This window comes from Ligilactobacillus acidipiscis DSM 15836 (assembly GCF_001435755.1).
In the GTDB taxonomy this organism is placed as follows: Bacteria; Bacillota; Bacilli; order Lactobacillales; family Lactobacillaceae; genus Ligilactobacillus; species Ligilactobacillus acidipiscis.
Map to the genome: position 1 here is coordinate 1 of NZ_AZFI01000009.1, position 24,744 is coordinate 24,744.

Annotated in this window: 25 protein-coding genes and 1 pseudogene; 9 read left to right on the forward strand and 17 right to left on the reverse strand. The window is 40.2% G+C overall.

Translation table 11 applies throughout. The annotated features are described in order from the left end of the window. Window positions 1–99: 99 nt before the first annotated feature. The 3 genes from FC65_RS01515 (at window position 100) to FC65_RS01525 (ending at window position 1,862) form a co-directional block, all read left to right on the forward strand. The gene (locus tag FC65_RS01515) at window positions 100–750 is read left to right on the forward strand and encodes an NAD(P)-dependent oxidoreductase (RefSeq protein WP_056971296.1); all 651 of its coding nucleotides are present in this window, start codon (window positions 100–102) and stop codon (window positions 748–750) included. 323 nt (window positions 751–1,073) lie between these two features. Next, the gene (locus FC65_RS01520; protein WP_056971297.1) at window positions 1,074–1,415 is read left to right on the forward strand and encodes a hypothetical protein; all 342 of its coding nucleotides are present in this window, start codon (window positions 1,074–1,076) and stop codon (window positions 1,413–1,415) included. Between the two features lie 204 nt (window positions 1,416–1,619). Continuing rightward, the gene (locus FC65_RS01525) at window positions 1,620–1,862 is read left to right on the forward strand and encodes a hypothetical protein (protein WP_231920856.1); all 243 of its coding nucleotides are present in this window, start codon (window positions 1,620–1,622) and stop codon (window positions 1,860–1,862) included. A gap of 71 nt (window positions 1,863–1,933) precedes the next feature. Here FC65_RS01525 and msrA read toward each other — a convergent pair whose 3' ends face one another. The 3 genes from msrA to FC65_RS01540 all read right to left on the reverse strand — a co-directional run bounded on the left by msrA (window position 1,934) and on the right by FC65_RS01540 (window position 3,425). Beyond that, a complete protein-coding gene (gene msrA, locus FC65_RS01530; protein ID WP_010497536.1) occupies window positions 1,934–2,449 on the reverse strand; it encodes a peptide-methionine (S)-S-oxide reductase MsrA in 516 nt (171 codons plus the stop codon). A 64-nt stretch (window positions 2,450–2,513) separates the two neighbouring features. Further along, window positions 2,514–2,828: a thioredoxin gene (gene trxA / locus FC65_RS01535; RefSeq protein ID WP_010497537.1), complete on the reverse strand. Its 315-nt coding sequence runs from the start codon at window positions 2,826–2,828 to the stop codon at window positions 2,514–2,516. Between the two features lie 120 nt (window positions 2,829–2,948). Then, window positions 2,949–3,425, reverse strand: coding sequence for a glutathione peroxidase (locus FC65_RS01540; protein WP_056971298.1), 477 nt, complete (start codon window positions 3,423–3,425; stop codon window positions 2,949–2,951). 313 nt (window positions 3,426–3,738) lie between these two features. On the opposite strand from FC65_RS01540, the gene FC65_RS01545 reads away from it, so the two are divergent. From FC65_RS01545 to FC65_RS01560, 4 genes and pseudogenes are all read left to right on the forward strand, one after another. Continuing rightward, window positions 3,739–4,107 carry a DUF488 domain-containing protein gene (locus FC65_RS01545; RefSeq protein ID WP_056971299.1) on the forward strand — a complete coding sequence of 123 codons (369 nt, stop codon included), beginning with the start codon at window positions 3,739–3,741 and terminating at the stop codon, window positions 4,105–4,107. Between the two features lie 63 nt (window positions 4,108–4,170). After that, complete coding sequence (locus FC65_RS01550) at window positions 4,171–4,467, forward strand: GNAT family N-acetyltransferase (RefSeq protein WP_056971300.1); 297 nt, start codon at window positions 4,171–4,173, stop codon at window positions 4,465–4,467. A gap of 562 nt (window positions 4,468–5,029) precedes the next feature. Further along, the gene (locus tag FC65_RS01555) at window positions 5,030–6,778 is read left to right on the forward strand and encodes a thiamine pyrophosphate-dependent enzyme (RefSeq protein ID WP_056971301.1); all 1,749 of its coding nucleotides are present in this window, start codon (window positions 5,030–5,032) and stop codon (window positions 6,776–6,778) included. Between the two features lie 791 nt (window positions 6,779–7,569). Next, a pseudogene (locus FC65_RS01560) lies at window positions 7,570–8,972 on the forward strand (amino acid ABC transporter substrate-binding protein/permease). Window positions 8,973–9,460: 488 nt separating this feature from the next. Here the strand turns inward: FC65_RS01560 and FC65_RS01565 are convergent. From FC65_RS01565 to FC65_RS01590, 7 genes are all read right to left on the reverse strand, one after another. Beyond that, the gene (locus tag FC65_RS01565) at window positions 9,461–10,117 is read right to left on the reverse strand and encodes a histidine phosphatase family protein (protein ID WP_010497130.1); all 657 of its coding nucleotides are present in this window, start codon (window positions 10,115–10,117) and stop codon (window positions 9,461–9,463) included. 75 nt (window positions 10,118–10,192) lie between these two features. Then, the gene (locus FC65_RS01570; protein WP_056971302.1) at window positions 10,193–10,780 is read right to left on the reverse strand and encodes a histidine phosphatase family protein; all 588 of its coding nucleotides are present in this window, start codon (window positions 10,778–10,780) and stop codon (window positions 10,193–10,195) included. A gap of 589 nt (window positions 10,781–11,369) precedes the next feature. Continuing rightward, window positions 11,370–11,546, reverse strand: coding sequence for a hypothetical protein (locus tag FC65_RS11770; protein WP_156408554.1), 177 nt, complete (start codon window positions 11,544–11,546; stop codon window positions 11,370–11,372). A 595-nt stretch (window positions 11,547–12,141) separates the two neighbouring features. Beyond that, a complete protein-coding gene (locus FC65_RS01575) occupies window positions 12,142–12,672 on the reverse strand; it encodes a serine hydrolase (protein WP_056971303.1) in 531 nt (176 codons plus the stop codon). 38 nt (window positions 12,673–12,710) lie between these two features. Beyond that, on the reverse strand, window positions 12,711–12,926 hold the full coding sequence (locus tag FC65_RS12295; protein WP_056971304.1) for a hypothetical protein: 216 nt from the start codon (window positions 12,924–12,926) through the stop codon (window positions 12,711–12,713). Between the two features lie 34 nt (window positions 12,927–12,960). After that, window positions 12,961–15,465, reverse strand: a complete 2,505-nt coding sequence (locus tag FC65_RS01585) for an excinuclease ABC subunit UvrA (RefSeq protein WP_235803056.1) — start codon at window positions 15,463–15,465, stop codon at window positions 12,961–12,963. 142 nt (window positions 15,466–15,607) lie between these two features. Further along, window positions 15,608–16,942 (reverse strand): gluconate:H+ symporter, encoded by a 1,335-nt coding sequence (locus tag FC65_RS01590; protein ID WP_056971305.1) that lies wholly within the window; start codon window positions 16,940–16,942, stop codon window positions 15,608–15,610. Between the two features lie 152 nt (window positions 16,943–17,094). Between FC65_RS01590 and FC65_RS01595 the strand changes: the two genes are divergently transcribed. Then, a complete protein-coding gene (locus FC65_RS01595; protein WP_056971306.1) occupies window positions 17,095–17,925 on the forward strand; it encodes a Cof-type HAD-IIB family hydrolase in 831 nt (276 codons plus the stop codon). A 133-nt stretch (window positions 17,926–18,058) separates the two neighbouring features. Here FC65_RS01595 and FC65_RS01600 read toward each other — a convergent pair whose 3' ends face one another. The 7 genes from FC65_RS01600 to rsmG all read right to left on the reverse strand — a co-directional run bounded on the left by FC65_RS01600 (window position 18,059) and on the right by rsmG (window position 23,769). Then, on the reverse strand, window positions 18,059–18,808 hold the full coding sequence (locus FC65_RS01600) for a DUF1129 domain-containing protein (RefSeq protein ID WP_010497109.1): 750 nt from the start codon (window positions 18,806–18,808) through the stop codon (window positions 18,059–18,061). A 286-nt stretch (window positions 18,809–19,094) separates the two neighbouring features. Then, window positions 19,095–20,198 (reverse strand): redox-regulated ATPase YchF, encoded by a 1,104-nt coding sequence (ychF, locus tag FC65_RS01605; protein ID WP_010497107.1) that lies wholly within the window; start codon window positions 20,196–20,198, stop codon window positions 19,095–19,097. 41 nt (window positions 20,199–20,239) lie between these two features. Next, window positions 20,240–20,416: a DUF951 domain-containing protein gene (locus FC65_RS11435; RefSeq protein WP_010497105.1), complete on the reverse strand. Its 177-nt coding sequence runs from the start codon at window positions 20,414–20,416 to the stop codon at window positions 20,240–20,242. Between the two features lie 12 nt (window positions 20,417–20,428). Then, the gene (locus tag FC65_RS01610) at window positions 20,429–21,313 is read right to left on the reverse strand and encodes a ParB/RepB/Spo0J family partition protein (protein ID WP_056971307.1); all 885 of its coding nucleotides are present in this window, start codon (window positions 21,311–21,313) and stop codon (window positions 20,429–20,431) included. Continuing rightward, window positions 21,303–22,070 (reverse strand): ParA family protein, encoded by a 768-nt coding sequence (locus FC65_RS01615; protein WP_056971308.1) that lies wholly within the window; start codon window positions 22,068–22,070, stop codon window positions 21,303–21,305. The genes FC65_RS01610 and FC65_RS01615 overlap by 11 nt, the downstream gene beginning before the upstream one ends. Before the next feature lie 19 nt (window positions 22,071–22,089). Next, window positions 22,090–22,947 carry a nucleoid occlusion protein gene (gene noc / locus FC65_RS01620; RefSeq protein WP_056971309.1) on the reverse strand — a complete coding sequence of 286 codons (858 nt, stop codon included), beginning with the start codon at window positions 22,945–22,947 and terminating at the stop codon, window positions 22,090–22,092. A gap of 93 nt (window positions 22,948–23,040) precedes the next feature. Continuing rightward, window positions 23,041–23,769 (reverse strand): 16S rRNA (guanine(527)-N(7))-methyltransferase RsmG, encoded by a 729-nt coding sequence (gene rsmG / locus FC65_RS01625; protein ID WP_010497095.1) that lies wholly within the window; start codon window positions 23,767–23,769, stop codon window positions 23,041–23,043. A 175-nt stretch (window positions 23,770–23,944) separates the two neighbouring features. Between rsmG and FC65_RS01630 the strand changes: the two genes are divergently transcribed. Further along, window positions 23,945–24,676 carry an alpha/beta hydrolase family protein gene (locus tag FC65_RS01630; protein ID WP_056971310.1) on the forward strand — a complete coding sequence of 244 codons (732 nt, stop codon included), beginning with the start codon at window positions 23,945–23,947 and terminating at the stop codon, window positions 24,674–24,676. Window positions 24,677–24,744 lie beyond the last annotated feature (68 nt).

Below are 24,744 nucleotides of genomic sequence, written 5' to 3' on the forward strand. Positions count from 1 at the left end.
CAGTGTGGAACCTGACTAACAGCAGAAACTTATCACTTGTATTTTTATAATTTTCCTTATAAAATGTAAGCAACATAATAAATACAAGGAGGTTTTTTAATGACTAAAGTTGGGATCATTGGTGCAACTGGGATGGCCGGTTCAGCAGCTTTTAAAGAAGCTCAAACAGCAGGTTTAAATGTCACTGCCATCGTACGCAACGCCGCTAAGGCAAGGAAGGAACTGGGGGATTCGATCCAGATCCTCGAAAAGGACGCCTTTTCTTTAAAAAAGGAAGATTTGGCAGGCTTTGACGTTGTAGTCGATGCCTTTTCGACCGCTCCAGCACAAGCATACTTACATGTAGATCTGACAGCTCATTTGATCAGCTTGTTCCGTGAAGAAAAAAGTCCACGCTTTATTTTTATTCTAGGTGCAGGAAGTTTGCATACTGGTGATGACAATCATTTGGTAGTAGAAGATATCAAGAAAGTTCCTGGAGCAGAATCATTTATCAACACACCAATCAACCAGTTAGCTGAATTGCACTTTTTACAAGATGTTACAAACGTTAACTGGGTCGGCATCTCACCTGCTTCATCCTTTGTAGCTGGTGACGCCGCCGAAAATATCTTGTATGGTACAGAAGAATTACTCACGGACAAAAACGGCAAATCAGAAACAACTGGCGGTACAATGGCCAAAGCAATCGTTCAAGAGATTCAAGAAAGTAGCCATCACCAAGAACGTTTCACCGTCGTTAACGGTTAAATAAATAATAACAGTCGCTTCACAGCATCCATTGTGTGAAACGGCTATTTTTTTGCTTTTCATCGTTAGCTTGAGACAACATCTTGCTCAGAAACGTAACTTTTTGGCAAATACAATTTCTTAGTGCTCATGTAATTGTAAATAACGGAATCGATCTTAGTATCACTATAGCGAACTACCTATTTTTTTAAAACTTGGAAGCACAATACTGATCACTACACAAAGTTTAATGCCAAAACAGCTTAAGTTGGAAAAACTTGCTTGATTTTATCGAGAAAATATTTGCTATAATAAACTTTATTAGTCAATTGGGAGGTAAAAAAATGTTTAATATGATTCCAAATGACATGGGAGAAGCTGCTCAAAAATTAGCTTATTTACAATCCCATGGTAAACCCGAAACTACAGAAAACGATATACTGCTAGAAACTGTTAAGGGCGGGGTTCAAGAGATGCTTGACGAAGCCTTGGAAGGCCCTTACTATAATGTTCGTTGGCGCAGCGAGGATAAATCCTTAGTGATCACTGGTTCTCTAAAAGAAGAAATCGGCACAGTTATTCCGCGTGCAGATTTTTCAACTTTTTCAGAAGATTTCAAAAATAATGAGATCCTTTTCTGGCGTAATGCAGGTAAACAAATTGCCACTCTGATTCACCAAGAATAAATCAGTTTTCATCGTGTCTAGATGAATTAGCGAGTTGTCGTCTGGGCTTTCCTTTCGTGGATGTAGGTCCACATGCTGCTCATCTGGAGTTCGATCTTGAATTGCAGGAAACGGATGGAATACTTGGGGGGATCGTTAAAGAGTTCTGCTTGCTTTTATTAGCTTAGCGCGCTATATTCTAACTTAATCATTAAAAAAGAGGGAATGAAATTGAACTCGTCACAAAAACAAAAAATTTTCTTCCTAGTTGGTGCGATTTGGCTGTTATCCATTGTTTTGCTCGGGCTAAGTGTCCTTGCCTGGCACTTTAAGGTTGGCGGAGTCCTACTTTTAATACTATTGGTGGCTGATTTTTTGGCACTTAGCGCTGCTGGAACAACACTGAGTGTTCCTCTTCTGATCCGTTTACGCAAACGACGTGCTAAAAAAGAAGCAGACAAAAACTAACGGCTCAAACGTTTACCTAAAAATATGCAAAACAAAAAGTCTGGAGAATTCTTCAGACTTTTTTGATACGCTTATTTCCATTGCTTTTTAATAAATTTCTCGCGACCGCCCATTTCTTCCATTTGGTAACGGAGCGGATTTTTCCTGTAGAAATCCTGATGGTAATCTTCTGCTGGATAGAATGGCTTAGCATCCTCGATCTGGGTCACGATCGGATCCGAAAAACGGCCGCTTTCCTCTAACTCTTTCTTAGAAGCTTCGGCTATCTGGCGCTCTTCATCATTGTGTACAAAGATGACCGGCCGATAGCTGTCGCCTCGATCTTGGAACTGCCCCATCGCGTCGGTCGGATCCGTTTGGCGCCAGTAGACTTCTACTAGATCCTTATATGAAACAACATCTGGGTCATAGTGGATCTCAACTGCTTCAGTATGCCCAGTTGTGTGGCTGCAAACCTGTTCGTAAGTGGGATTTGGCACATGTCCACCTGTATAACCAGAAACTACTTTATTGATGCCTGGCTGTTCGTCAAACGGTTTGACCATGCACCAAAAACATCCACCCGCAAAAATTGCTGTTTTTTCCAATCCGAAGCACTCCCTCTCCAATATAAAAGACGCAGATAATTTCCGCGCCCCTTAATTATATAACTTAGTCAGTGTATTGTTCTAAGATTTGTTTCAATTGATCCTTAGGATGGTAACCAACGACTGTATCGACAACTTCGCCGTCTTTTTTGACCATCAATGTTGGAATACTCATAATGCCAAAGTGAGCTGCTGTTTCAGGGTTTTGATCAACGTCCATCTTCGTGAATGAAACATCGGACATTTCATCGGATAATTGTTCAACAACTGGTGATTGCATTTTACATGGACCACACCATGTTGCCCAAAAGTCCGTCAAAGTAACACCCTTGCCAGTAACTTCTTCAAAATCTGCATCTGTGATTTCTTTTACTGCCATAATTTAATTCCTCCTATTTTTTTCCTATGCGGTCATCTGTTTGATTTCTGGCCGCCTAACCTCGATAGTTCCGACTAATATCGTGTCCTATCTAAAATCATATAATACTATGATAACGTATTATTTAGAGTTTTGCACTGCTTCTCTGATATCATCGCTAAATTCATCTGGAGTTGTTTTTGGCTCATAACGTCCGATCACTTGACCTTCACGATCGATCAAAAACTTCGTATAATTCCAAGCGATATCTGTGCCATCAGTTTGCTCTTTCAAATACGTATATAGCGGATCTTCATCTTCACCATTGACGGTCACGCGCTTCGTCATTGGAAAAGTTACTCCAAAGTGTGTCTTACAATACTGCTCGGCTTCTTCATCAGAATCCAATTCTTGTTTGAACTGGTTGGAAGGCAGACCCACTACAGTGAACCCCTGCTCATGATATTTCTGATACAAGGCTTCAATTTGTTCAAGTTGGGGAGCTAACCCACATTTGCTGGCGGTGTTCACCAACAATAAAACCTGCCCCTTAAAGTCCGCAAAATCAATTTTCTGTCCGTTGATCTCTTGCTTTTCAAATTCGTAGATCGATGACATCGACATCACCACCTTTAGTTTAATAGATATTGTCGTGAAGGACTATAAACAAAGTTTCAGTCCTAAATTACCAGCTCACCCCAATGTTCTGAAACTCATTGTAGTGTGCTCGTTCGTTAGCGTTCGCCTCTAACCACCATGCGACACTTTGTTTTTAGTCGTTCACGATTTACTATTCAAAATTTAACACTATTTTGTGCTTTCTTCAATATATTTGCTTACAAATTGATAGTATATTTTAGCAGAAGCCTTTTGGTTTTTTTAGACTATTTGCTTGCGTTACAATAATAATAATCATTAAGGAGATGATCTCATGCTGTACATTCAACGGATCTATGACCATGAACAAGACTATCAAGCCTACCGCGTATTGGTTGATAGAATGTGGCCGCGGGGGATTTCAAAAATCAACGCCAAACTAGATAGCTGGAATAAAGAGATCGCACCCTCACCCGAATTACGTAAATGGTTCGGTCATGACCCTGAAAAGTTTGCCAAATTCAGGGAACTTTACTTGAAAGAATTGGCTGAAAATCCTGCCATGCCAGAGTTTATCGCAACTATCAAACAAAAATTAAATGAAAACGACGTTACTTTACTGTATGGTGCTAAGGACACACAATATAATCAAGCTGTGATTTTAAAGGAGTTCTTAAATAAAGAGCTGCACCAAACAAACTAATTGCGTGGAGTTCTCATTCGATAGTATGATAACGTTAACAGGAACCTGAGGAGGTCATTTATAATGAAGTTTCTTTTTGAATCAAACTACAAAGATGGACAAGACCGTTTTGTTCATTATACCGAAGATGACAAAGTCGATGCTCAAGTAGATTTTACTCCAGATGATGATAAAAAAACTTATACGATCGATTCGACCGTTGTAGACCCTTCCTTACGGGGCAAAGGTCTGGGCGGCTACTTGATGTTAGAAGTTGCCAACCATGCTCGCAAAAATGATTATAAGATCATCAATGTTTGCCCTTATGCCGTTAAGTTTTTCGACAAACACCATGAAAAATATTCCGACGTTTTGAAATAAATTACCAGGGCATGACCACCTTTCTAATAAAAATGTGCTGCAGAGATCTAGTTTGATTTGCTGCAGCTTTTTTTATTGGGGAGATATTTATCCCAGTTACTTTTTCAACTGTGAAGTTGGCGCTATGGGGCTGATCACTTATTTTCGGATCCACATTACTTTGACTTGGAACTGTCAACCTTTTGACTTGAGAGCTCTTACCCAATTGATAGTCCTAGTTTATTTTGAAACATGCTCACTCTTCTTTTCAATATCTCCGCAACTTGATCAGAAAAGTTTTTTGAAGCTTGACCTTACCAGATCAGGTACGCCAGGAGCATGATAGTTTTCCAATTTTCACAGCGAAAAATTTCAAAAAAATTTTATGACCTCAAACGTTTTTCAAAAAGATGTGTTAGAAGTACCAGTATTAACAACTTTCTTTCTCTCACAATAAATTGTCTAAAAAGATTGACTTACAAAAAGTAAGTGTTATACTAAGAAATGTTCCGTTGATGAGCAACGGTTATTTTCAGTATTACTTTTGATAAAAAATTGTTTAAAGAGAAAGGGAGTTTTTGAAATGGCTACAATGATGGCAGGACAAGCACTCGCAAAAGTATTAGAAAAATGGGACGTGGATCACGTCTACGGGATCACCGCAGATTCGATCAACAACACCGTCGATGGATTATATCAAGAACGTGACCAGATCAAATACATCCAAGTTCGGCACGAAGAGATCGGCGCACTTGCTGCCGCTGCCGATGCCAAGTTAACCGGCACGATTGGCGTCGCATTTGGCTCTGCCGGCCCTGGCTCAGTTCATATGTTAAACGGCTTATACGAGGCTAAAATGGATCACACACCAGTTTTGGCTTTAGTCGGACAATCGGCTACCGGCGTGATGAATACCAACTTCTTCCAGGAAATGAATCAAGATCCAATTTTCGCGGATGTAGCTGAGTTTCACAAGCAGGTCGTCAATGCTGATCAGATCCCTAAGGTCGTTGACGAAGCGATTCGCTCAGCTTACGCCACTAAATCAGTTTCAGTCGTAATTTTGCCGGATGACCTTTCAGGCCAAGAAATCGACTACCGTGAATTAAAAACTGCTGCATTAAACAAACAAACCACTAAATTGCCAGTTGATGCTGCTGATGTTAAGCAAGTTGCCGCCGCTATCAAACAAGCTAAGCGACCAATAATGTGGCTCGGTCAAGGTGCTTATGGTGCCAAAAAAGCCGCAGTTGCGGTTTCCGAAAAATTCGGCTTGCCTGTTTTGACAACTGCTCCTGCCGCTAACGTTTTCCCAAGCGATCATGCAAACTACATGGGTGCGCGCGGACGGTTAGGCACCAAGCCAGCCTTTGAAGTTTCACAAGCCAGCGACTTGATCTTATTTGTCGGAACTAACTATCCATTTGCCCGCTTTATGCCGGCCGACAAAACGATCATCCAAGTCAATAACAATTTAGCTGACCTGGGCAAACAATACGATGCAGACATCACTGTTTTAGGCGACGCCGCTCAATTCTTGGCAGGATTAGCGCAAACAGACTACCAGGCACAACCAACTGCTTTCTTAAAGGCCGCTCAAAAGGACCGTACTTTGTGGATGCAGTGGCTTGAAAAGTTAGCTGCTGATGCTCAAAATGGTCTGCGGGCTGAAGGTGTTATTCAGGCCATCAAAGAAAATGCCACAGACAATGCTATTTTCGGCTTAGATGTTGGTAACAACACCGAATGGTCGCTGCGTCAACTGCCTTTCAACAAGGAGCAAAAATATGCGATGTCCCCATGGTATGGCACAATGGGCTTCGGCTTACCGGCTGGCCTAGCAGGCAAATTAAGCTTCCCTGACCGCCAAGTTTGGAGTATTTCCGGTGATGGCGGCTATGCGATGGTCATGCCTGACTTGTTGACTGAAGTTAAGTATAATTTACCAGTCATCAATGTTGTTTTAGAAAACAAGTCCTTTGGTTACATTGGTCACGAAAAGATCCAGGCAAACCAAGCTCCTTATGGGATCGACTTAGTTGGTGCTGACTGGGGTAAGGTTGCTCAAGATATGGGTGCGATCGGCTTTACTGTCACTAATCTGGCAGAACTCAAAGACGCCATGAATCAGATCAATGATTTGCAAAAAAAAGGCAATCAGTTACCGATCGTCTTGGACGCTAAGATCCAAAATATCGACCCGCTTGATACGTCATTTATTCCAGTCGACCCTGAAACTTTTGATGCTGATACGATTGCTAACTACCGGAAAACTTATGATTTGCCAGCCGAGGAACAACCAGCATTCAGCGACATTTTGAAGAACATTTAAGATATATCAGATCCATTAAAAATAGTGTTGGTGACTTTGATCACCAGCACTATTTTTGTGTTATTATGTAAAATTTTTTCTGAGCAGCAAAAACGGCATCCCCATTATTAAAACAACGAGCAAAGCTAGTAGTATCACAAGGAAATTTAAAATTCACTGAATATTTAAAACCCGGGTCAAAAAGGTTTACTTGGTTTGCCATTCAAAGCAATGTTTTTTAGACACAAAAATAATGATCAGACTTAATTACTTGCACAAGGCAACTAGTAAAGCGGACATAGAACGGAAAAATGCTGATTTCGCACCAACATCGAACGCACTGTCACACTATAGTCGAGTCTGACCATTATCTGATAGAGAATTTAACAAGCCCTTGACCTCTTTTCGTGTGGTTTTTAATGAAACAACCATCTAATTTATAAAATATAAATTATGAGCTGTTCATTCCCTACAACTGTATTCTAATCGCTTTCTAACAAAATTACAAGCACTTTTTCGCATATTTATTGTGTGTCCCAAAAAAATGCCGCCGTTTAACAAAAGCTATCTTAGTTTCATCGAGCTAACTCCTGAGTCATAATGACATTTGGTCAAGCAACGAATTCTTCAAGCATAGCACTAACCATGGTGCTTATTATTCATTTGGTATAGATAGATAAATTTGCTTTTTTGGTTAGGTCAGCTACCCTTAATTAGTTAAAATGTGGTATTCTAGAAACATTATTAAAAATAAATAAGTAAAGGGGCGAGATCTGATGAAAAAAAATAGGATGATCAAATTTCTTGTGGCTATGTTTTCACTGATCCTGTTTTTCGCAGTATCTCCAAAAATACACGCGGAAAAAACTTATACGATCGGGACAGATGTTACATACCCGCCTTTCGAATTTGCTAATAAGGATAACAAATACGTTGGGATCGATATTGATTTAATGAAGACCATCGCAAAAGAAGAAGACTTCAAGGTCAATATCAAGGAACTGGGCTTTAACGCCGCAGTCCAATCACTGCAATCAAACCAAATCGACGGTGTGATCGCAGGAATGTCGATCACGCCTGAACGTAAGTCTAAATTTGATTTTTCTGATCCATATTACAAAACTGGTGTCGTGATGGCAGTGGCCCAAGATAGCAAGATCAAAGGTTTAAGCGACTTGAAAGGCAAGCGTGTAGCCCTAAAAACTGGGACAGCGGCTGCCGATTATGCACAATCACAACAGAAAAAATACGGCTTTAAGACTGTAACTTTTGATGATTCAGACAATATGTATAACGACGTGGTCAATGGTAATTCAGTTGCGACCTTCGAAGACGACCCTGTTATGAAGTATGCTATCAAAACAGGGACTAAACTTAAGATCGTGACTAAACCTGCAGAAAGCGGCTATTATGGATTTGCGGTCATGAAGGGGCAAAATCCTGAATTAATTCAGAAATTCAATCACGGTTTGCAGGTGCTTAAGAAAAATGGTCAATATAAAAAATCACTGACCGTTATCTCAGTACCAAAACAGTAAACTCACAGAAGAAAAAGACAAATGATCACACATTTAGCGGTCTGATCAAAGAAAACTATTCTGTTTTGTTAAAGGGACTTGGACAAACGCTTTATCTGACGATCGTTGGGATCATTGCGGCAACGGTTTTTGGAGTAATTTTTGGCTTGTTGGGTGTTTTGCCTAACAAATTTGCACGCGGACTATCCACAACGGTGATCTATATTTTCCGTGGTCTGCCGTTACTGGTACTGGCTTTGTTCATTTACAACGGGATACCTAGTTTGACAGGAACAAAGATCCCCGCTTTCGTCGCTGGGACGATCACATTGATGCTTAATGAAGGAGCATATACCGCGGCCTTTGTCAAAGGTGGGATAGATTCGGTCGACATTGGGCAAATGGAAGCCGCGCGCAGTTTAGGTCTGCCGTTTGGCAAAGCGATGCGCAAAGTTATCTTGCCGCAAGGGATCAAGATCATGGTCCCATCATTTATCAACCAGTTCATCATTACGCTGAAGGATACGTCGATCCTATCGATCATTGGCATCCTGGAATTAACACAAACTGGGAAAATCATCATCGCGCGCAACCTGGAAGGCTTCAAAGTCTGGGGCATCGTAGCGCTGATGTACTTAGTGATCATCACATTGCTGACATGGCTCTCGAAGTATGTGGAAAAGAAAATGAACGACTAAAAATTGATTTTAAAAATCTCGGACAGTTTGAATTAAGCTGGCCGAGATTTTTTATTCCTTCATGTGATTTTTCTTTGATTGAAATCGGCTGGAACTTTACTGATCTTTTAGCCGATTTTGTCAAATTGGCTGGAACTTCGCCAGACTTTTAGCCGATTCTGTTAAATTGGCTGGAACTTCGCCAGACTTTTAACCGATTTCGTTGAATTGGCTAATTCTTTGCCTGTCTTTTAGCCGATTCTGTTAAATTGGCTGGAACNTCCCATACTTCTAACCGATTTTATCAAATTGGCTAAGACTTTCCCATACTTCTAGCCGATTCTATCAAATTGGCTAAAGCTTTCCCATATTTCTAGCCGATTTTATCAAATTGGCTAAAACTTTCCACAACCTTTAGCCAGCTGCCTGCGCAAAGACTATAAAAATAAAACAGATTCCTCATTTATATTTCAAAATATAGTTGCGACACCCGTTTTATTTATTCTTCACTATTCATTATAGCTAACAACTTCGATTTGCCCATCAACAAGCCTTAACTTTGTCAAACTGCCATTTGCAGGACGTTCGCTCAGATCATATCGTCCGGCAGCATATCTGTCCATTAAACTCAACAATGTATTACCATGCGAAATGACTAAGACATTATCCCCATCATGAAGGCTCTCATCCGAACTGATCAGAGCAAAGCCTTGGTCAATACGATTCCAATACTCTTCATGATTTTCGGCTAAACCAAATGGATCGGCCTCTTTTAAGAAATCTTTTGCCGTGTCAAACGAATATTTTTCGACAATTTGCGGAAAGTTTTTCAGTCCGTGCGGTCCTGCTGCCAAATACCAAGCTTGATTCATATCCGTGCCTTCGTAATACCCGTAAAATTCTTCCCGGAAATAAGAAACAGGTTTGGGGTCTTTAATGTTCGAAACCTGATTTTCGGCTAAGACAATTTTCGCAGTAGCGATTGCACGGCCCGTATCCGAACAAAATGCTCCAGCAAACGGCACCTCTGCCAACCGTTGCCCGATGTCCTTGGCTCCATCGATCCCCCTTTGTGTCAATGGTGAGTTGCTCCACCCTTGCAACTTATTAAAAATATTATAGTAAGTTTGCCCATGACGTACTAAATATAAATTAAGCACTCTCATTAAAGATCCATCTCCTATTAAACTCTTGCTAACTTCAAGATACCCCTCACAATAACCAGTCTACACATAATTTTATTAAAAGTTTTTAACATTAATAGCTTTAACAAAAGAAAAATTATCATCTGTAAAGGTAAATTTTAAAATACAACAGTTATGAAAATCAGTGACACGTTGCCGAATTTCTGTGTAAGAAAGCCATTTCTGCAAAAACATAAAGCATGCTCCACCATGACTGACAGCTAGTACACGTTCATGGTCAGGCTTGCTCATGATAGCTGTTAACGTATCATTCATCCTTTTTTGAACCTGCAGATCTGATTCTCCACCAAATTGCAGAAAAAAGTCGCCATAAGAATGCCGTTTTGAATCATCTTTAGGATTAAGTTGTTCGCTTTGGCCTTCAAATACTCCAAAATTCCATTCTTTTAACCCCTTGAGCCTCGTATAAGGTTGAGCAGTTATAAATTCAAGAGTATCACAAGCACGTTCCTGGGTAGACGAGTAGGCATGATCAAACTTTAACCCTTGTTGTTTGAAATAGGCACCTACTTTTTTAGCATCCTCAATACCTTGTTTAGTCAAAGGAGAATCGCTCGCACCTTGGATCCGATGTAATTTGTTGAACAACGTTTGACTATGTCGCATTAAGTAAAGTTCCGACATCAATAGCCCTCCTTTTAGAAAAATAGCAATCATTATTCTTTGAAAATTTCATAATTTTCCGACCTTAAGTGCAAGTCAACTCCTTATACATGAGTTTACCTTTCAACATACACTAATTCGTCTTACTCTTCATAGGTTATGCTGCTAACCAATTGCTCCCAAATTATCTTTAGCTTGTTTAATTTTTTGTAATTGGAACTATTATTCAAAAAGAGGTTCACTTTTGCTTTATTCTGTTCACACGAGCCCCTTAATAGGCACTTAGTAAGAGTATGAATCTGCGTATTATCTTTAGTAACGTTTAAATGCCCAAAATAAAATATAACTTGATTAACTAATGAGATTCTTTTTTTCACGCTATTTTCTTGTTAGTACATTTTTGTTAAAAGTCCGCACGGAATAATTACAACATTTAATTTTTTTAAAATAGCACAAACTCCGTTTTCTTCTGATCAATGCCGCGCCAAATTGTACCATCATCCATCGCGGTCGCCAGAAAGACACTCCTTTGGACTAAAGTTTCATGTTCTTCACTGATTTGATCCTTAGAAAAATTTGCTACTCCAACTGCTTTTATTTTTCCCTCTTCTCATGCATCAGCCATAACATCCATATAATCATTACTTATTTTATATTTTGGTGAAGCATGTGTCTGATAAAAAAACTTCTGTTCGGCTCCTGAACGTTCCGGGCTGCCATCTAAGGCCTTCATTAACGTCTTAGAATCTTTAGGATCTGCTTTCCGTTTGTTGCCCAGAGGTATCATGTTGGCCCGTGCACAATTTTATCGGCAATTATGGCACTTTGACCACTTTACTTAATGACCTTTCCGAGCAATCGAAGTACCATTTCCATAAAATGCCGCAGTATCAAAAAAGTGCTTGTTTTGTTCTAAAGTGACCTCAAAAACTTGCCGTTTTCATGATCACTTCTCTGGTTTGATATTCAATTTAGCGAGCCAATTCTCAGATCTAGAATAGTTAACCCTGATTGCTCCAGCTTTTTAATAAAATGCTCCGTTCACAATGAACAAAGGCATTTTTATTTTCTGTTCATCAAACTAATTTCATAATTTAGTCTTCAGTTGCTACATGTCATTTCAAAGTTTATTAAATTGGAGTAAAGCATAGACCAAAAAAAGAACTTGGAGCAAAATGATCCCCCACGAAAAACTATGAGTCATATATTCATAAATAATGCTAAGTAATACTAAAACAGCAATAATAATGGCGAGCCACATTTTTCCCTTCACTTGAACACCGCTCTCTTTTGTAGATACACAAAGTGATTAACAACTATTCCTTACTTCCATTATATAATAATTTTTAAAAAAATCGGTAAGTAATACCATCGAGATCGATCTATTTTTGTAGCAAATTCTGCATTAACATTCGCCCAATATCCTGTTGTAATTTCAAAGCTCTTTGATGTTGCTTTAACCCAGTAAATCTTGTCAAAACAATACAATCGAAACATTTTTGGTTCAATTTCAACCGAGCACAGTCATGTTCAACATTGACTAAGTCTCCTGTCTTGTTAAAGGTATCCCCACTAAATTTCAAATCGTCAGCATAATAAATCAACTTGCCGCGTTCCGTCTGCTCATGTAAAGCATTTTGGCAAAAAAACGTAAATTCGTTATTCTCGCCAAATAACTCTTGCCAAGCAGGCAAAAGCGCTGCTGCCGTTAAAAAATTATCCTTTCCAGCTACCACTGGGGCAATAAAATTACGCTGTAACTGTAAGCCAGGAAAGTTATCCGTTAACCAGTCACTAACTTTTTTTCTGCCAAAGTGATCCAATAAAATGTTAGCAGCCGTATTATCTGAAGTGCCTAGCATCAATGCTACAATATCACGTAAACTCCACTTTGTTTGTGACAGATAGTGCATGACACCTGCTCCAGCAACTCGCTGTTCAGGCCGCACGGTTAATGTTTTTTTAAAATATCAGCTTTTTGCTGCCAGATACTCTTCACATAATCAGCGATGCCTACTTTGAGCAAACTCGCTCCGGGAAAAATTTTTTGTTCTTTCAAAGTAAAAGTCTTCCCTGATTCATCTTGGATCACGACTGCTACCTGAATTTTTTCTTCTTGCAGCCGTTCAGTTAATTCCAATGCTAATTTTTCGCTCATTCCTGCCATTTTTAGCTCCTTATTTTTTGCCCTCTGCTCTTGTTTATTGCTCCTTTTTTATTTCTTCCCGCAAATACTTGCCAGTGATCGACTTGGAACTTGTACACAACCGTTCTAACGTTCCAGAAACTAAAACTTGACCACCTTGTTGGCCACCTTTAGGTCCGAGATCAAGACAGTAATCGGCATTCCCTATCATCTGTAAATTATGTTCGATCACGATAATCGTGGCCCCCTGCTTCAATAAACGCTCAAAAACTTCCAGCAAAACTTCAATGTCTTGTGGATGTAACCCGACTGTTGGTTCATCGAAAACAAACAGGGCCCCCGCTTGTTCATGTCCCATTTGTGATGCCAACTTTAACCGTTGCGCTTCACCACCTGAAAGTGCAGTTGTTCCCTCTCCTAAAATCAAATAACCTAAACCGATCTCATTTAATAACTGCAGTGTATGATAGATCGCGGTTTTATCTTTAAATACTGTAAGTGCGTCTTCAATACTTAAGGACAGAATATCAGCAATCGAATATCCATGCCATTTGATCTTTAATGTGTCCTCATTATATCTTTGACCATCACATGTCGGACACGTTTCCTCCATATCTGGCAGGTACTGAATATCTAAATTGATGACACCTGTTCCTTTACAAGTTGGACAAGCTCCCATTTTAACGTTATAGGAGAATCGACTTGCCGTATATTTTTTCTTTTTTGCTGCCAAAGTGGATGCAAATAGCAACCTGATCTGGTCAAATATTCCTGAATAAGTTGCTACTGTTGAACGAACATTTTTACCAACAGGTGTTGAATCAATTGTTTTAACTGTTTTAAGTCCAACATTATCTAGCCGGTCAACATGTTGAGGCAACGCATGACCCTTTTGCTGAGCTTCGATTGCTGGGATCAATGAATCCAAAATCAAACTCGTTTTACCTGCACCGGAAAATCCCGAAACGACCGACAAGCGTTTGAGTGGAAAAGTTGCAGTAACATCGTGTAAATTAAACTTATCAGTCACATGTAAACTGACATTGCCTTGCTCAAAAATTTTTTTAGCAGCAGGTAATCTCCGTTGGGTCAGTTTCTTTTGATGTGATAAATATGGTGCGATCAAAGAGCCTTTGGTTTTTATGATTTCTAGTGGACTACCTGCAGCAACGATCTCTCCCCCAACTTTACCTGCACCTGGACCCGTTTCGATGATATAATCACTAGACGCAATAATAGTCGGATCATGTTCAACAACTACCACCGAATTTCCCAGCTGGACTAATCTGTGCATTATATCGATCAACCCCGCCACGTTAGCTGGATGTAAGCCAATCGATGGTTCATCTAACACGTATAAAACACCAGTTGTCTGACTGTGCAAAGTTTTGACTAACTGGATCCGTTGTAATTCACCAGTCGATAAGGAGGCACTCGGACGATTTAAAGACAAATAATTCAAACCTAACTCTAATAAGGGCGTCAGTGACTGAGTCAATTCCTTGATAATTTGCTTTGCCATCGTACGCATGTTTTCCGGCAAGTGGTCACTTAGTTGTCCACTAAAATCAGCCAGCTCCTCTAACGTCAGTTCACTAACTTCAGCAATATTTTTACCATCAAGTAAGCTCGTAAGCAAATGCGGTGCTACCCGTGTTCCATGACAGGTCGGGCATTCGGCAAAACTGTAAAATCGATTTAAACGTGCCAAAGTCCGCTCATTACTTGAATTTTTAGCAGTATCCTCCACGGCCTGATAAGCATTCTCATACAAAGCATGGTCCATGTTAAACACACGCCCCGTAGAAGAAGGAATCGAGATCTGATACTGTTTCTTTTTACCATGTAACACTAATTTTTTTTCATGTTCGGTCAGATCTTGATATGGTACGTCGATTCGAACTCCCATTTGCTCGATCACATAAGGCATAAAGTTTCGCCCTGGCAAATGCCACGAAGCCACAGCCCCGTCTTTAAGCGATTTAGTTGGATCTGCTATCAAAGCTTGCGAATCAACTTGACGAACTTGCCCACTGCCACCACATGTTGGGCAAGCCCCTGTCGAATTGAAGGAAAAATCTTCGGCAGCTGGTACGGTGAATGCGACCCCACAGGTCGGACATGTGATCTTCCCCATTTCAGTACCGGCAACCGCCATTTTACGCGCAACTTCGATGGTTGGTGAAATTTGATGTCCATTAGGACAACGATGTGAAGCCAACCGAGAAAACATCAGACGCACCATATTTAAAATTTCTGTCATTGTCCCCACAGTCGAACGACTGCCAGGCAAACTTGGCCGTTGCCGTAACGCAATGGCAGCTGGTAAATACCTAACGGCAGAGACCTGCGCTGGACTGGCCTGTGTTACTCTACGTCTGGTATAAGTGGACAAAGAGCTTAGATATCTCCGTGAACCCTCAGCGTATAAAACGCCGAGAGCCAATGAAGACTTGCCCGATCCAGACAAACCAGAGATCGCCACTACTTGATGCAAAGGAATGTCAACGTCGATATGTTTTAAATTATGCACATATGCATCTCTAACCTCAATTGTCATAGGGAGCGTACTTTCCAACTTACTCAAAAAAATCATCCTTCTCTTTTAATTACTATACAAAACTCAAACTGCTATTAGTAACGACTAAGTCCATCATAGAACAAGGCCAATTTTAATTAAAAAATTTGATTCATAGCTTATATCACAGCATATCTAATAACAAAATCGTTCCTAGTCCAGCCACAGCGATCATGACGGTCGTGGTCGTCCATGAAAGAAAAGTTTCCTTCACGGAAAAATTAAAGTATTCTTTGACCATCCAAAAACCAGCATCGGTCACATTATCACCGAAAATACTGCCCACACCGATCGCCAAAACAACTAATACCGGATCAGCACTAGTTTGAACGATTAACGGACCCATCAAGCTGGCAGAAGTCATCGCCGCAACCGTGGAAGACCCCAAGCAAACATGCATTAAAGCCGCTATCAACCACCCAGCAACGATCGGTGAAAAATTGATTCCTTCAAAGAGACTGGAAATATAGGTTGCAACACCTCCTTGTTCCAAAACAGCCTTAAATGCCCCTCCAGCACCAGTCAAAAAAACAACAAGCGCTACCTGTTTGATTCCTTTATTTAAAGAATGCGTAATTTGACTCATTGTCCGTTGTTGCTTTTTACCCATCGTATATATTGCAAATAACAACGACATGAGCATCGCAACATCAGGATCGGCCAAAAAATTAACCAATGAAGTAGCTCTCCAAGATAGATGAGTAAATTGACGAAAAACAGTCAAGAATCCGATAAGTATGACTGGCATCATTGTAGTTAATAGACTGATCGAAAAATGTGGCAAAGTCTGTTGGCAGGGTGATTTTTCGTCAGCGTCAAAACCATTTAATCTGATCTGATAACGATACATTCCTGGGAAAAAATGTTGGAGAACAGTATTCCATAAGGGCCCAGAAATCAATATGGTCGGAATTGCCACTACAATACCGACTAAAATCACATTGCCAACATTCACGCCTACGATTTCTGCTAAAGCCGTAGGAGCTGGGTGTGGTGGTAATAAGCCATGCATCGTGTTTAATGTTGCTCCCATTGGCAGAGCTAATTTAGCCAAGGGAATCTTCAATTCACGGGCGATCTCAAAAATAATTGGGATCAAAACGACTAAACCTACTTCAAAAAAAAGAGCAAAACCGATGATAGCCGAGGCTAAAACAACCGCTAACTGCATTTTAGCCTTGCCGAAACGACCAATCAGTCTATTAGCGATCACGTAACTTCCCCCTGCATCAGCCAGTAATTTACCAATCATTGAACCACAGGCAATGATCAAAGCCAAATCACCCAACTGTTCAGCCATCCCAGAAATAATAACTTGCGGAACATTAGCAAGTGGAATGCCTAAAGCAACACCGACCAGCAGTGAGATCAAAAGCAAAGCACTAAAGGTTTCCAATTTAAACTTAATAATCAAAACTACCAATAATACAACACTTACGCTCACTACCAGTAATGGCATTTTAAACACCCCTTCATAACTATGCATTTATTTAAATTCTACCATGATTTATTAGGATAATGCATTCTCTAACTGCAAACGATATCATTTTTTTGGTAAAATATTCTCCAAAATTGTAAAATAAAAGTATAGTAATCAGGGAGGAAAAATTTGTGCCAAAAATAAAAATTGTCTTTTGTGACGTCGATAATACATTGATCACAAGTAAAAATAAACTCTTACCACAAGTTAGTTCAGCCATCCAAGATTATGTTGTCGCTGGTGGGATCTTCGTCTTAACCTCCGCACGTCCACCAATGGGAATGCAGGCATTAGCACAGCAAATTGGTTGTTCTTCGTTGCAGATCTGCTTAAATGGTGCATTGATCTTGCAAAAATCTCAGAATTCAGTAGAGACTGCTATCTTGTTTGAAAAATCAATTCCTACTGCTATTTTACCCACAATCTTGAAAATCGTATCCCAACAAAACCTGACAGTTAGCGTTAATGTTTTTGCAGGAAAAAAATGGCTGGTCCAACAACATGACTGTTGGGTCAAACAAGAAGAAGAGATCACGGGTGCTTCAGCAACTATTACATCTTTTGATTCACGATTGCGTAACGTGAACCACCCCATACATAAAATTTTATGCATGGGAGAACCCGACCAGATCGATAACTTAGAAACACTATTAGATCGCCAATCTGACTTGTATCTAAGCTATCTCCGTTCAAAGCCAACATATTTAGAGATCGTTGACCACAGCGTTTCAAAAATGAGGGCGATCGAAACTGTTGCGAACTTTGCTCACATACCGATAGAACAAACAATGGCGATCGGCGATGGCGAAAATGACCTGCCAATGATCAAAGACGCTGGCATTGGGATCGCTGTTGCAAATTCTTTTCCTAAAGTCAAGGCAGCCGCCACACACATTGTCAGCTCAAATGATAATGGTGGAGTCGCTGAAGCAATTCGCAAATATACAGGACTATCTAGGTAATTGGTACATCATTTTACAAAGAATCATTCAAAAGATAGCAGCCAGCAAAGTTTTTTAAAGGCTGCCGAACCTTCTAAAAACAAAAACAGATCAGCAAACACGTTTTGTGGCAAACTGACCCGTTTTTTTCTTGTTATTTGTTTTGAGTAGTCCGACCCATTTTTGGAAAATGCAACTTTTGGTTCAATAAATATCTAACACCAAACGCTACAACACCTAAAATGATATAGACAACTGGATCCAATGTCTGATTGTATTTAACAGGTATCAAAGCAATCAAGCCAAATGCAACCATCCAGATCGCGATCAACTCTAGTGTCACAATGATCCCCCGAGTAACTTTGTGTTTCGATTCTTTGGATTTATTAGGATCCATCATCACATAGAAGAATGCCAAACCAACACCAGCAATAACTGAAGTCCCCAGCAAGGTGATCCATCCGCCATTAACTGCATTCTTACTGTGATCAAAGAATCCAACCAAGGCATACATTAAACAAAACATAATGAACATGATCAAGCCATTATCTAATGCCATCAGCCAAAAGATGTTGCTGGTACTCCGTGCTTCTTTTTTCTGATTATTGCCTTTAATGATCTTTTCAGCATACTCTGTCACGGGCCCATACAACTTAGCAGCTGTGACCCCGCTTTTTTGCTTGTCTAATAACTCGCGGTATGTGTCATTTAAGACTTCTTCTTTTTTCTCCAGATCATAATTATATTCATCCAGATTTTTATTTAAATGAAACATGAAATCTTCGTTTCGTTTTGTTAAGCCGGCAAATTCTCCGTCACGAACTGTAACTTCAACATGCTCTTGGTGTTGAGCCTGTTTTTTTGCAGCCTTTTCATTTTTTTCCCTAACTGTTTCTTCTTTCAAGGAAAGTCCTCCCATTCTCCTAGTCGAGTATTAATTTAAAGACTATATCTATTATAGGCTGGAATAAATTTCCAACCCCCAAAATCATTCTCCAGCCTAGATTTCGTCTTTTAATCGAGTAACCTACATCTTGCTGGATGCTTTAAAGCAGTGCATTACACTCTTGGTCGAGCTCTGTAAATCAGTCAACTCCGCTTATCCAGTACCAACAGTACATCGCTGAAAAACACGATATACTGTCCGTACACGATAATGCTCATTGTCTCCCGATTTCCGCCGCTCTGTTTTAGACATTGAATCTAAATTCAATAATGTCTCCATCTTGAACTTCGTATTCCTTGCCTTCTAGGCGAAGCCTGCCTGCCTCCTTGACCGCTTGCATGCTTCCATATTTATCCAAGTCATCAAATGAGACCGTTTCTGCCCGAATGAATCCTCGTTCAAAATCAGAATGGATAACACCAGCAACTTGTGGGGCTTTCATGCCTTTTTTAAACGTCCAGGCTCTTGTTTCTTTACCGCCAGCAGTAAAGAAAGTTGCTAAGCCCAACAATTTATATGAAGCCTTGATCAAACGGTCCAAGCCAGATTCTTCCACGCCTTCCGCTTCTAAAAAGTCTTGGCGGTCATCATCATCTAGTTCAGCAATCTCTTCTTCAGTTTGTGCGCAGACAGCCAAAGCTTCTGACCCCTCACTCGCAGCAAAATCTTGGACTTCTTTGAAGTACTTGCTGGCTTCAGGATCGGCCATGTCTTCTTCAGCAATATTAGCAACATACAAAACTGGTTTAGCAGTCAGTAAGAATAAACCTTTAACGATTTTTTGCTCATCCTCGTTAAATTCCAACGTCCGAACTGATTTACCAGCTTCTAAGACGGGCTTAATTTTTTCTAATACTTTGAATTCTGCAACTGCTTCTTTATCCTTAGTTGTCCGCGCAACTTTTTCTACCTTAGCGTAACGTTTGTTGACAGCCTCTAAGTCGGCAAGGACTAATTCCAAGTTGATCGTGTCAATATCGTCTAATGGTGCGATTTTATTGGAAACATGGGTAACATTGTCATCATCAAAAGCTCTGACAACATGGACGATCGCATCAACTTGACGAATATTTTCCAAGAATTTATTTCCTAAACCTTCACCTTTACTGGCACCCTTGACGATTCCTGCGATATCAGTAAATTCAAAGGTCGTATGGATAATTTTTTTAGCTGGTTCGATCTCATCGATCCGCTGCAGCCGACTATCTGGTACTTCTACCATTCCCACGTTTGGATCGATCGTAGCGAATGGATAGTTGGCCATTTCAGCGCCCGCTTTTGTAATTGCGTTAAATAATGTTGATTTACCAACGTTAGGCAAACCTACGATCCCTGCTGTTAATGCCATAGTCTAATTTCACTCTTTCTTACTTCAATTTTTAATGCTTCTTACTTATCTAATACCTTTTTCATCCGCCGTTCAAATTCTTTTCGGGATAACATTACCAACCGGCCGCAGCCAGTACACTTGATTTTAATGTCCATACCCATTCTGATGATTTCCCAACGGTTAGTGCCGCAAGGATGCGGCTTTTTCATTTCCACAAAATCATGTAATTCGTACATCTTCTCACCTGCTTAATCCAAACGAATATCCAAAACATCTAAGATCCTGTTTAAATCATCATTTGACAGATAATTGATCTCGATTTTTCCTTTGCCGGATTTGTCATTATTTTTGATAGCAACCTTTGTTCCAAATTTTTCGCCTAGCCGTTCTTCACTTTCTTTGATAAATGGTGAAGCCTTCTTTTGCTTGGTTCTAACTTGTTTTCTCAAATCACCATTCAAAGCGGCCACTGCTGTTTCTAATTGACGCACTGTCATTTTCTGAGCGCTTGCCTTCTTGGCCAACCCCAAGATTCTTTTCTTATCTTTAAGAGACACTAAAGTCCGTGCTTGTCCCATCGACAGCTTTTGTTGACGGATCATTGTTTTGACTTCTGCCGGCAAACTTAGCAAACGTAAGTAATTTGCTATATATGGACGAGACTTGCCTAAACGATCTGAAACCTGAGTTTGAGTCAGGTTCAATTTTTCCATCAAAGTGTTATATGCCTCAGCTTCTTCGATCGGGTTCAAGTCTTCTCTTTGTAAATTTTCCAGAACCGCGATCTCCATCATGCGTTCTTCATCAACTTCTCGGATAATTGCTGGGATCGTCCTTTTCTCGGCCAGCTTAGATGCGCGGAAACGGCGCTCACCGGCGATGATCTCATAACCTTTGACCGTTGACTTTCGAACTATGATTGGCTGAAAAACACCGCTCTTTTTGATCGAGTCTGCCAATTCTGACAAACCTTTCTCATCAAAATTTTTCCGCGGCTGATACGGGTTCGGCCGGATCTCATCTAATAAAATTTCACTGACAGTTTCATTTTCCGAAGCCTCCTCTGAAAAGTCTTCAAACAAAGCCTCGATCCCACGCCCTAATCCCTTCGAATTCTTCTTTTTATTCACCATGGGCAGCTAAAACCTCCTTGGTCAATGACATGTATTTCCATGCCCCTTTAGAATTGGGGTCATATTCGATAATAGACATTCCATGACTCGGAGCTTCAGATAAGCGTACACTTCGTGGAATGATCGTCTTATACACCTTGTCTTTGAAAAACTTCTGCACTTCTTCAACAACTTGATTCCCTAGGTTTGTCCGAGAATCATACATAGTCAGCAAGACGCCTTCTATATATAAGTCCGTATTAAAGTGTTTTTGAACCAAATGAACGGTATTCATCAACTGACTTAATCCTTCCAAAGCATAATATTCGCTTTGAACTGGTATCAAAATACTGTCACAAGTAGTAAAAGCATTGATCGTCAAAAGCCCTAATGAAGGTGGGCAATCAATCAACGCATAATCATAATCATCAACGATCGGTAAAATTGCATCTGACAAGCGTTTTTCACGTGCCATTTGAGAAGTTAATTCAATTTCCGCTCCTGACAATTGGATAGTTGCAGGGATCAAATCTAAATTTTCTGTTTCTGTCTTGATAATGACATCTTCGACCGGTGTTTCATTGACTAAAACATCGTAAATGTCCTCTTCGATTTCAGATTTTCTGACACCCAGACCGCTTGTTGCGTTGCCTTGAGCATCTAAATCGATCAAGAGAACTTTTTTACCTTTTTTGGCTAAACCAGCCCCCAAATTGATCGCGGTCGTTGTTTTGCCGACGCCACCCTTTTGGTTCGCTAACGCAATAACTACTCCCATCGAAATGATTACCTCCTAATTACTTGTTCTTATCTTTTTGCTTTGTATCATCGAGCGGGATGTCAATGATCATCCTATGAAAGCCAGCAACATCCTCTTCACTTGTTTTTAGTTTAATTCCTGCATCTTGGACCATCTTCACAGATTTCTTAATGGTATTGACTGCTACTTTAGTACTCCTGGAGGTTCCTTTAGTACGAACTTTCGGTTTCTTTTTAGCTTGCGGTTTTGACTTAGAGTTTTTTTGGACCAGCTGTTCAGTTTCTTTGACCGACAATTCTTTATTTTCGATCTGCTCTAAAAGTTGGTTTTGTTGGTGTTGATCAAGACTGACCAGCGCCCGCCCATGCCTTTCCGTTAATTTACGTTGTAAAATGGCTTCTTGGACTTGCGAAGATAGTTTAAGCAGCCTCAGTTTATTAGCCACAAAAGACTGGCTTTTACCGATTGCTTGGCCAAGCTGTCCTTGCGTCAAGCCGTTTAGTTTCATCAATTGCTGATAGGCTTGAGCTTCTTCGATCGCCGTCAAACTTTCGCGTTGTAAGTTTTCGATCATAGCCATCGAGGCCGCTTCGTTATCAGACATTTTACGCACAATTGCCGGAATTTTTTCCCAATTCAAAGTTTCAATTGCTTTAAATCGACGTTCACCCGCAATGATCTCATACTTGTGCGGTTCATATTCCCGCAAAATAATTGGTTGCAACAGCCCGTGTTCGCGGATCGTGTCAGCCAACTCACCGATACTTTCTTTAGTAAAAATTTGGCGAGGCTGGAATCTGTTAGAAATAATAGCCGTCAAAGGAACTTGAACAACTTCGTCGCCCTTGTGCGGCTCTTCTTCATGCTTATTTTTCCCAAAAAATGAAAATGCCATGACTGGCCTCCTCGATAGTATAATCAAAAAAATTTGCTTCTATTACGGCTGCTAAAACGACTAGCGTTTTTCAATCTGCTTAATTTAGAGTCCTCATTTTACCAAGGGTTCTTTTCCTGGTGTCCCCGCCTTACGTGGGTATTTCTTTGGTGTTGCCTTTTCTTTAGTGATCACAACAATATGCCTTTGTTCATCAACCTCAGGTAATTTCGTTGCAATGTCTTCTTGCAAACGGCCGCCTAACATCTGAAACGCATATTGGGCCCGCTTTATTTCTTCACTTGCTTTTTGAGCCTTTAAAGCTACGAACTTCCCGCCGACCTTGGTCAAAGGCAAGCATAATTCTGATAAGACTGGCAAGTTAGCCACCGCACGGGCCGTGACGATATCAAAGCTTTCTCTGGCCTGACTTTTACGGGCGCCAAAATCTTCAGCCCTGGCATGCTCCAGAGTAACATCGTTTAAGCCTAACTTCTTGACTAATTCCTCTAAAAATTTGATCCGTTTATTCAGTGAATCAACGATCGTAATTTTCAATGAAGGAAACAAGATCTTTAACGGCAAGGATGGAAAACCGGCACCAGCACCAACATCACATAGTGCTATAGGCTGCTCGCGTAATTCTGACAAATAAAAAGCTGGGATCAAAGAATCATAAAAATGTTTCAAATACACATCTTCTTCGTCTGTGATCGCAGTCAAGTTGACCTTTTGATTCCAATCCACCAACAAATTAAAATATGTAGCAAATTGCTCTTGCTGTTGTGGCGTTAGTTCGATATTCTGTTTTTGTAGTGCCTTATAAAATTCTTCAGGTTTCATATGCGTCCTCTTCGTTTCTTCTTGTGAAACAAAATAAGCTAAATAATGTTTCACGCACTTATTACAGTTTAAATTATTTGTGTTCGAAATACAACCTTTCACGCGAAGAATAGAGTAACATATATAGGAAAAGAAAAACAAATTTCTAACTACTTAATAAAGGTGGTCTTAACACGTGCAAGAAACAGATCAGATCCATGAATTGAAAGAACCTCTCGAGCAACATTTACCCCACATTTGGCAAGATCTTGTTTATCATAACGACGCTAAATTAACATTATGCGTGCCAGCTAATTTAAGCGGGCAAAAGCAGCCGCACTATCCCGTTATTTTATTTGCCCCAGACAGTTACACGAACAGATTGAGTGCTTTACTGCAATTCACACATAAAGGGTACGCAGTTGCTATTTTAAATGTGCTGGAAAAAGACCCCCTGAAAAATTTTAATTCAGCAGCTCGATTTTTAATGCTGCATGCGTGGCAATACCAGTTAGATCCACACCGGATCATCGCTATGGGAGAAGGGTTGGGGGCTTATGCCGCGGCTGGTGCTATTTTAGGTGTAGGAAAACAAACGATCAATCGAGAAGATATCCACACCTTACCCGTCCATTTTCGCAGCTGCATCACTATTTCAGGAAAATTTACCTTAGCAGGTCAGCCGCAGTTAACTGATTTGTTAGGTAAACGTCGACTGCCGCCGTTTTTATTGTTTCATGGCGAGAGTGATAAACTAGTGAGTTTTCAAGAAAGCCGGGCTTTTTTCGGATTTTTAAACGATCAAGCTGCAGACGTTGTTTTTTATAAAATCAAAGATTGTCCGCATGGCTCTGATGCCTTCTTTACTCCATACGTGCTTGACCTTTATGCAAATTTTATTGCTAAAACAATTCAAAAAGGAAAATAAACACCTAGAAAACTTTCAAGTATTTAAAGCTTGTGCTATACTTGTTCAAATTTGTATCAAAATTTATA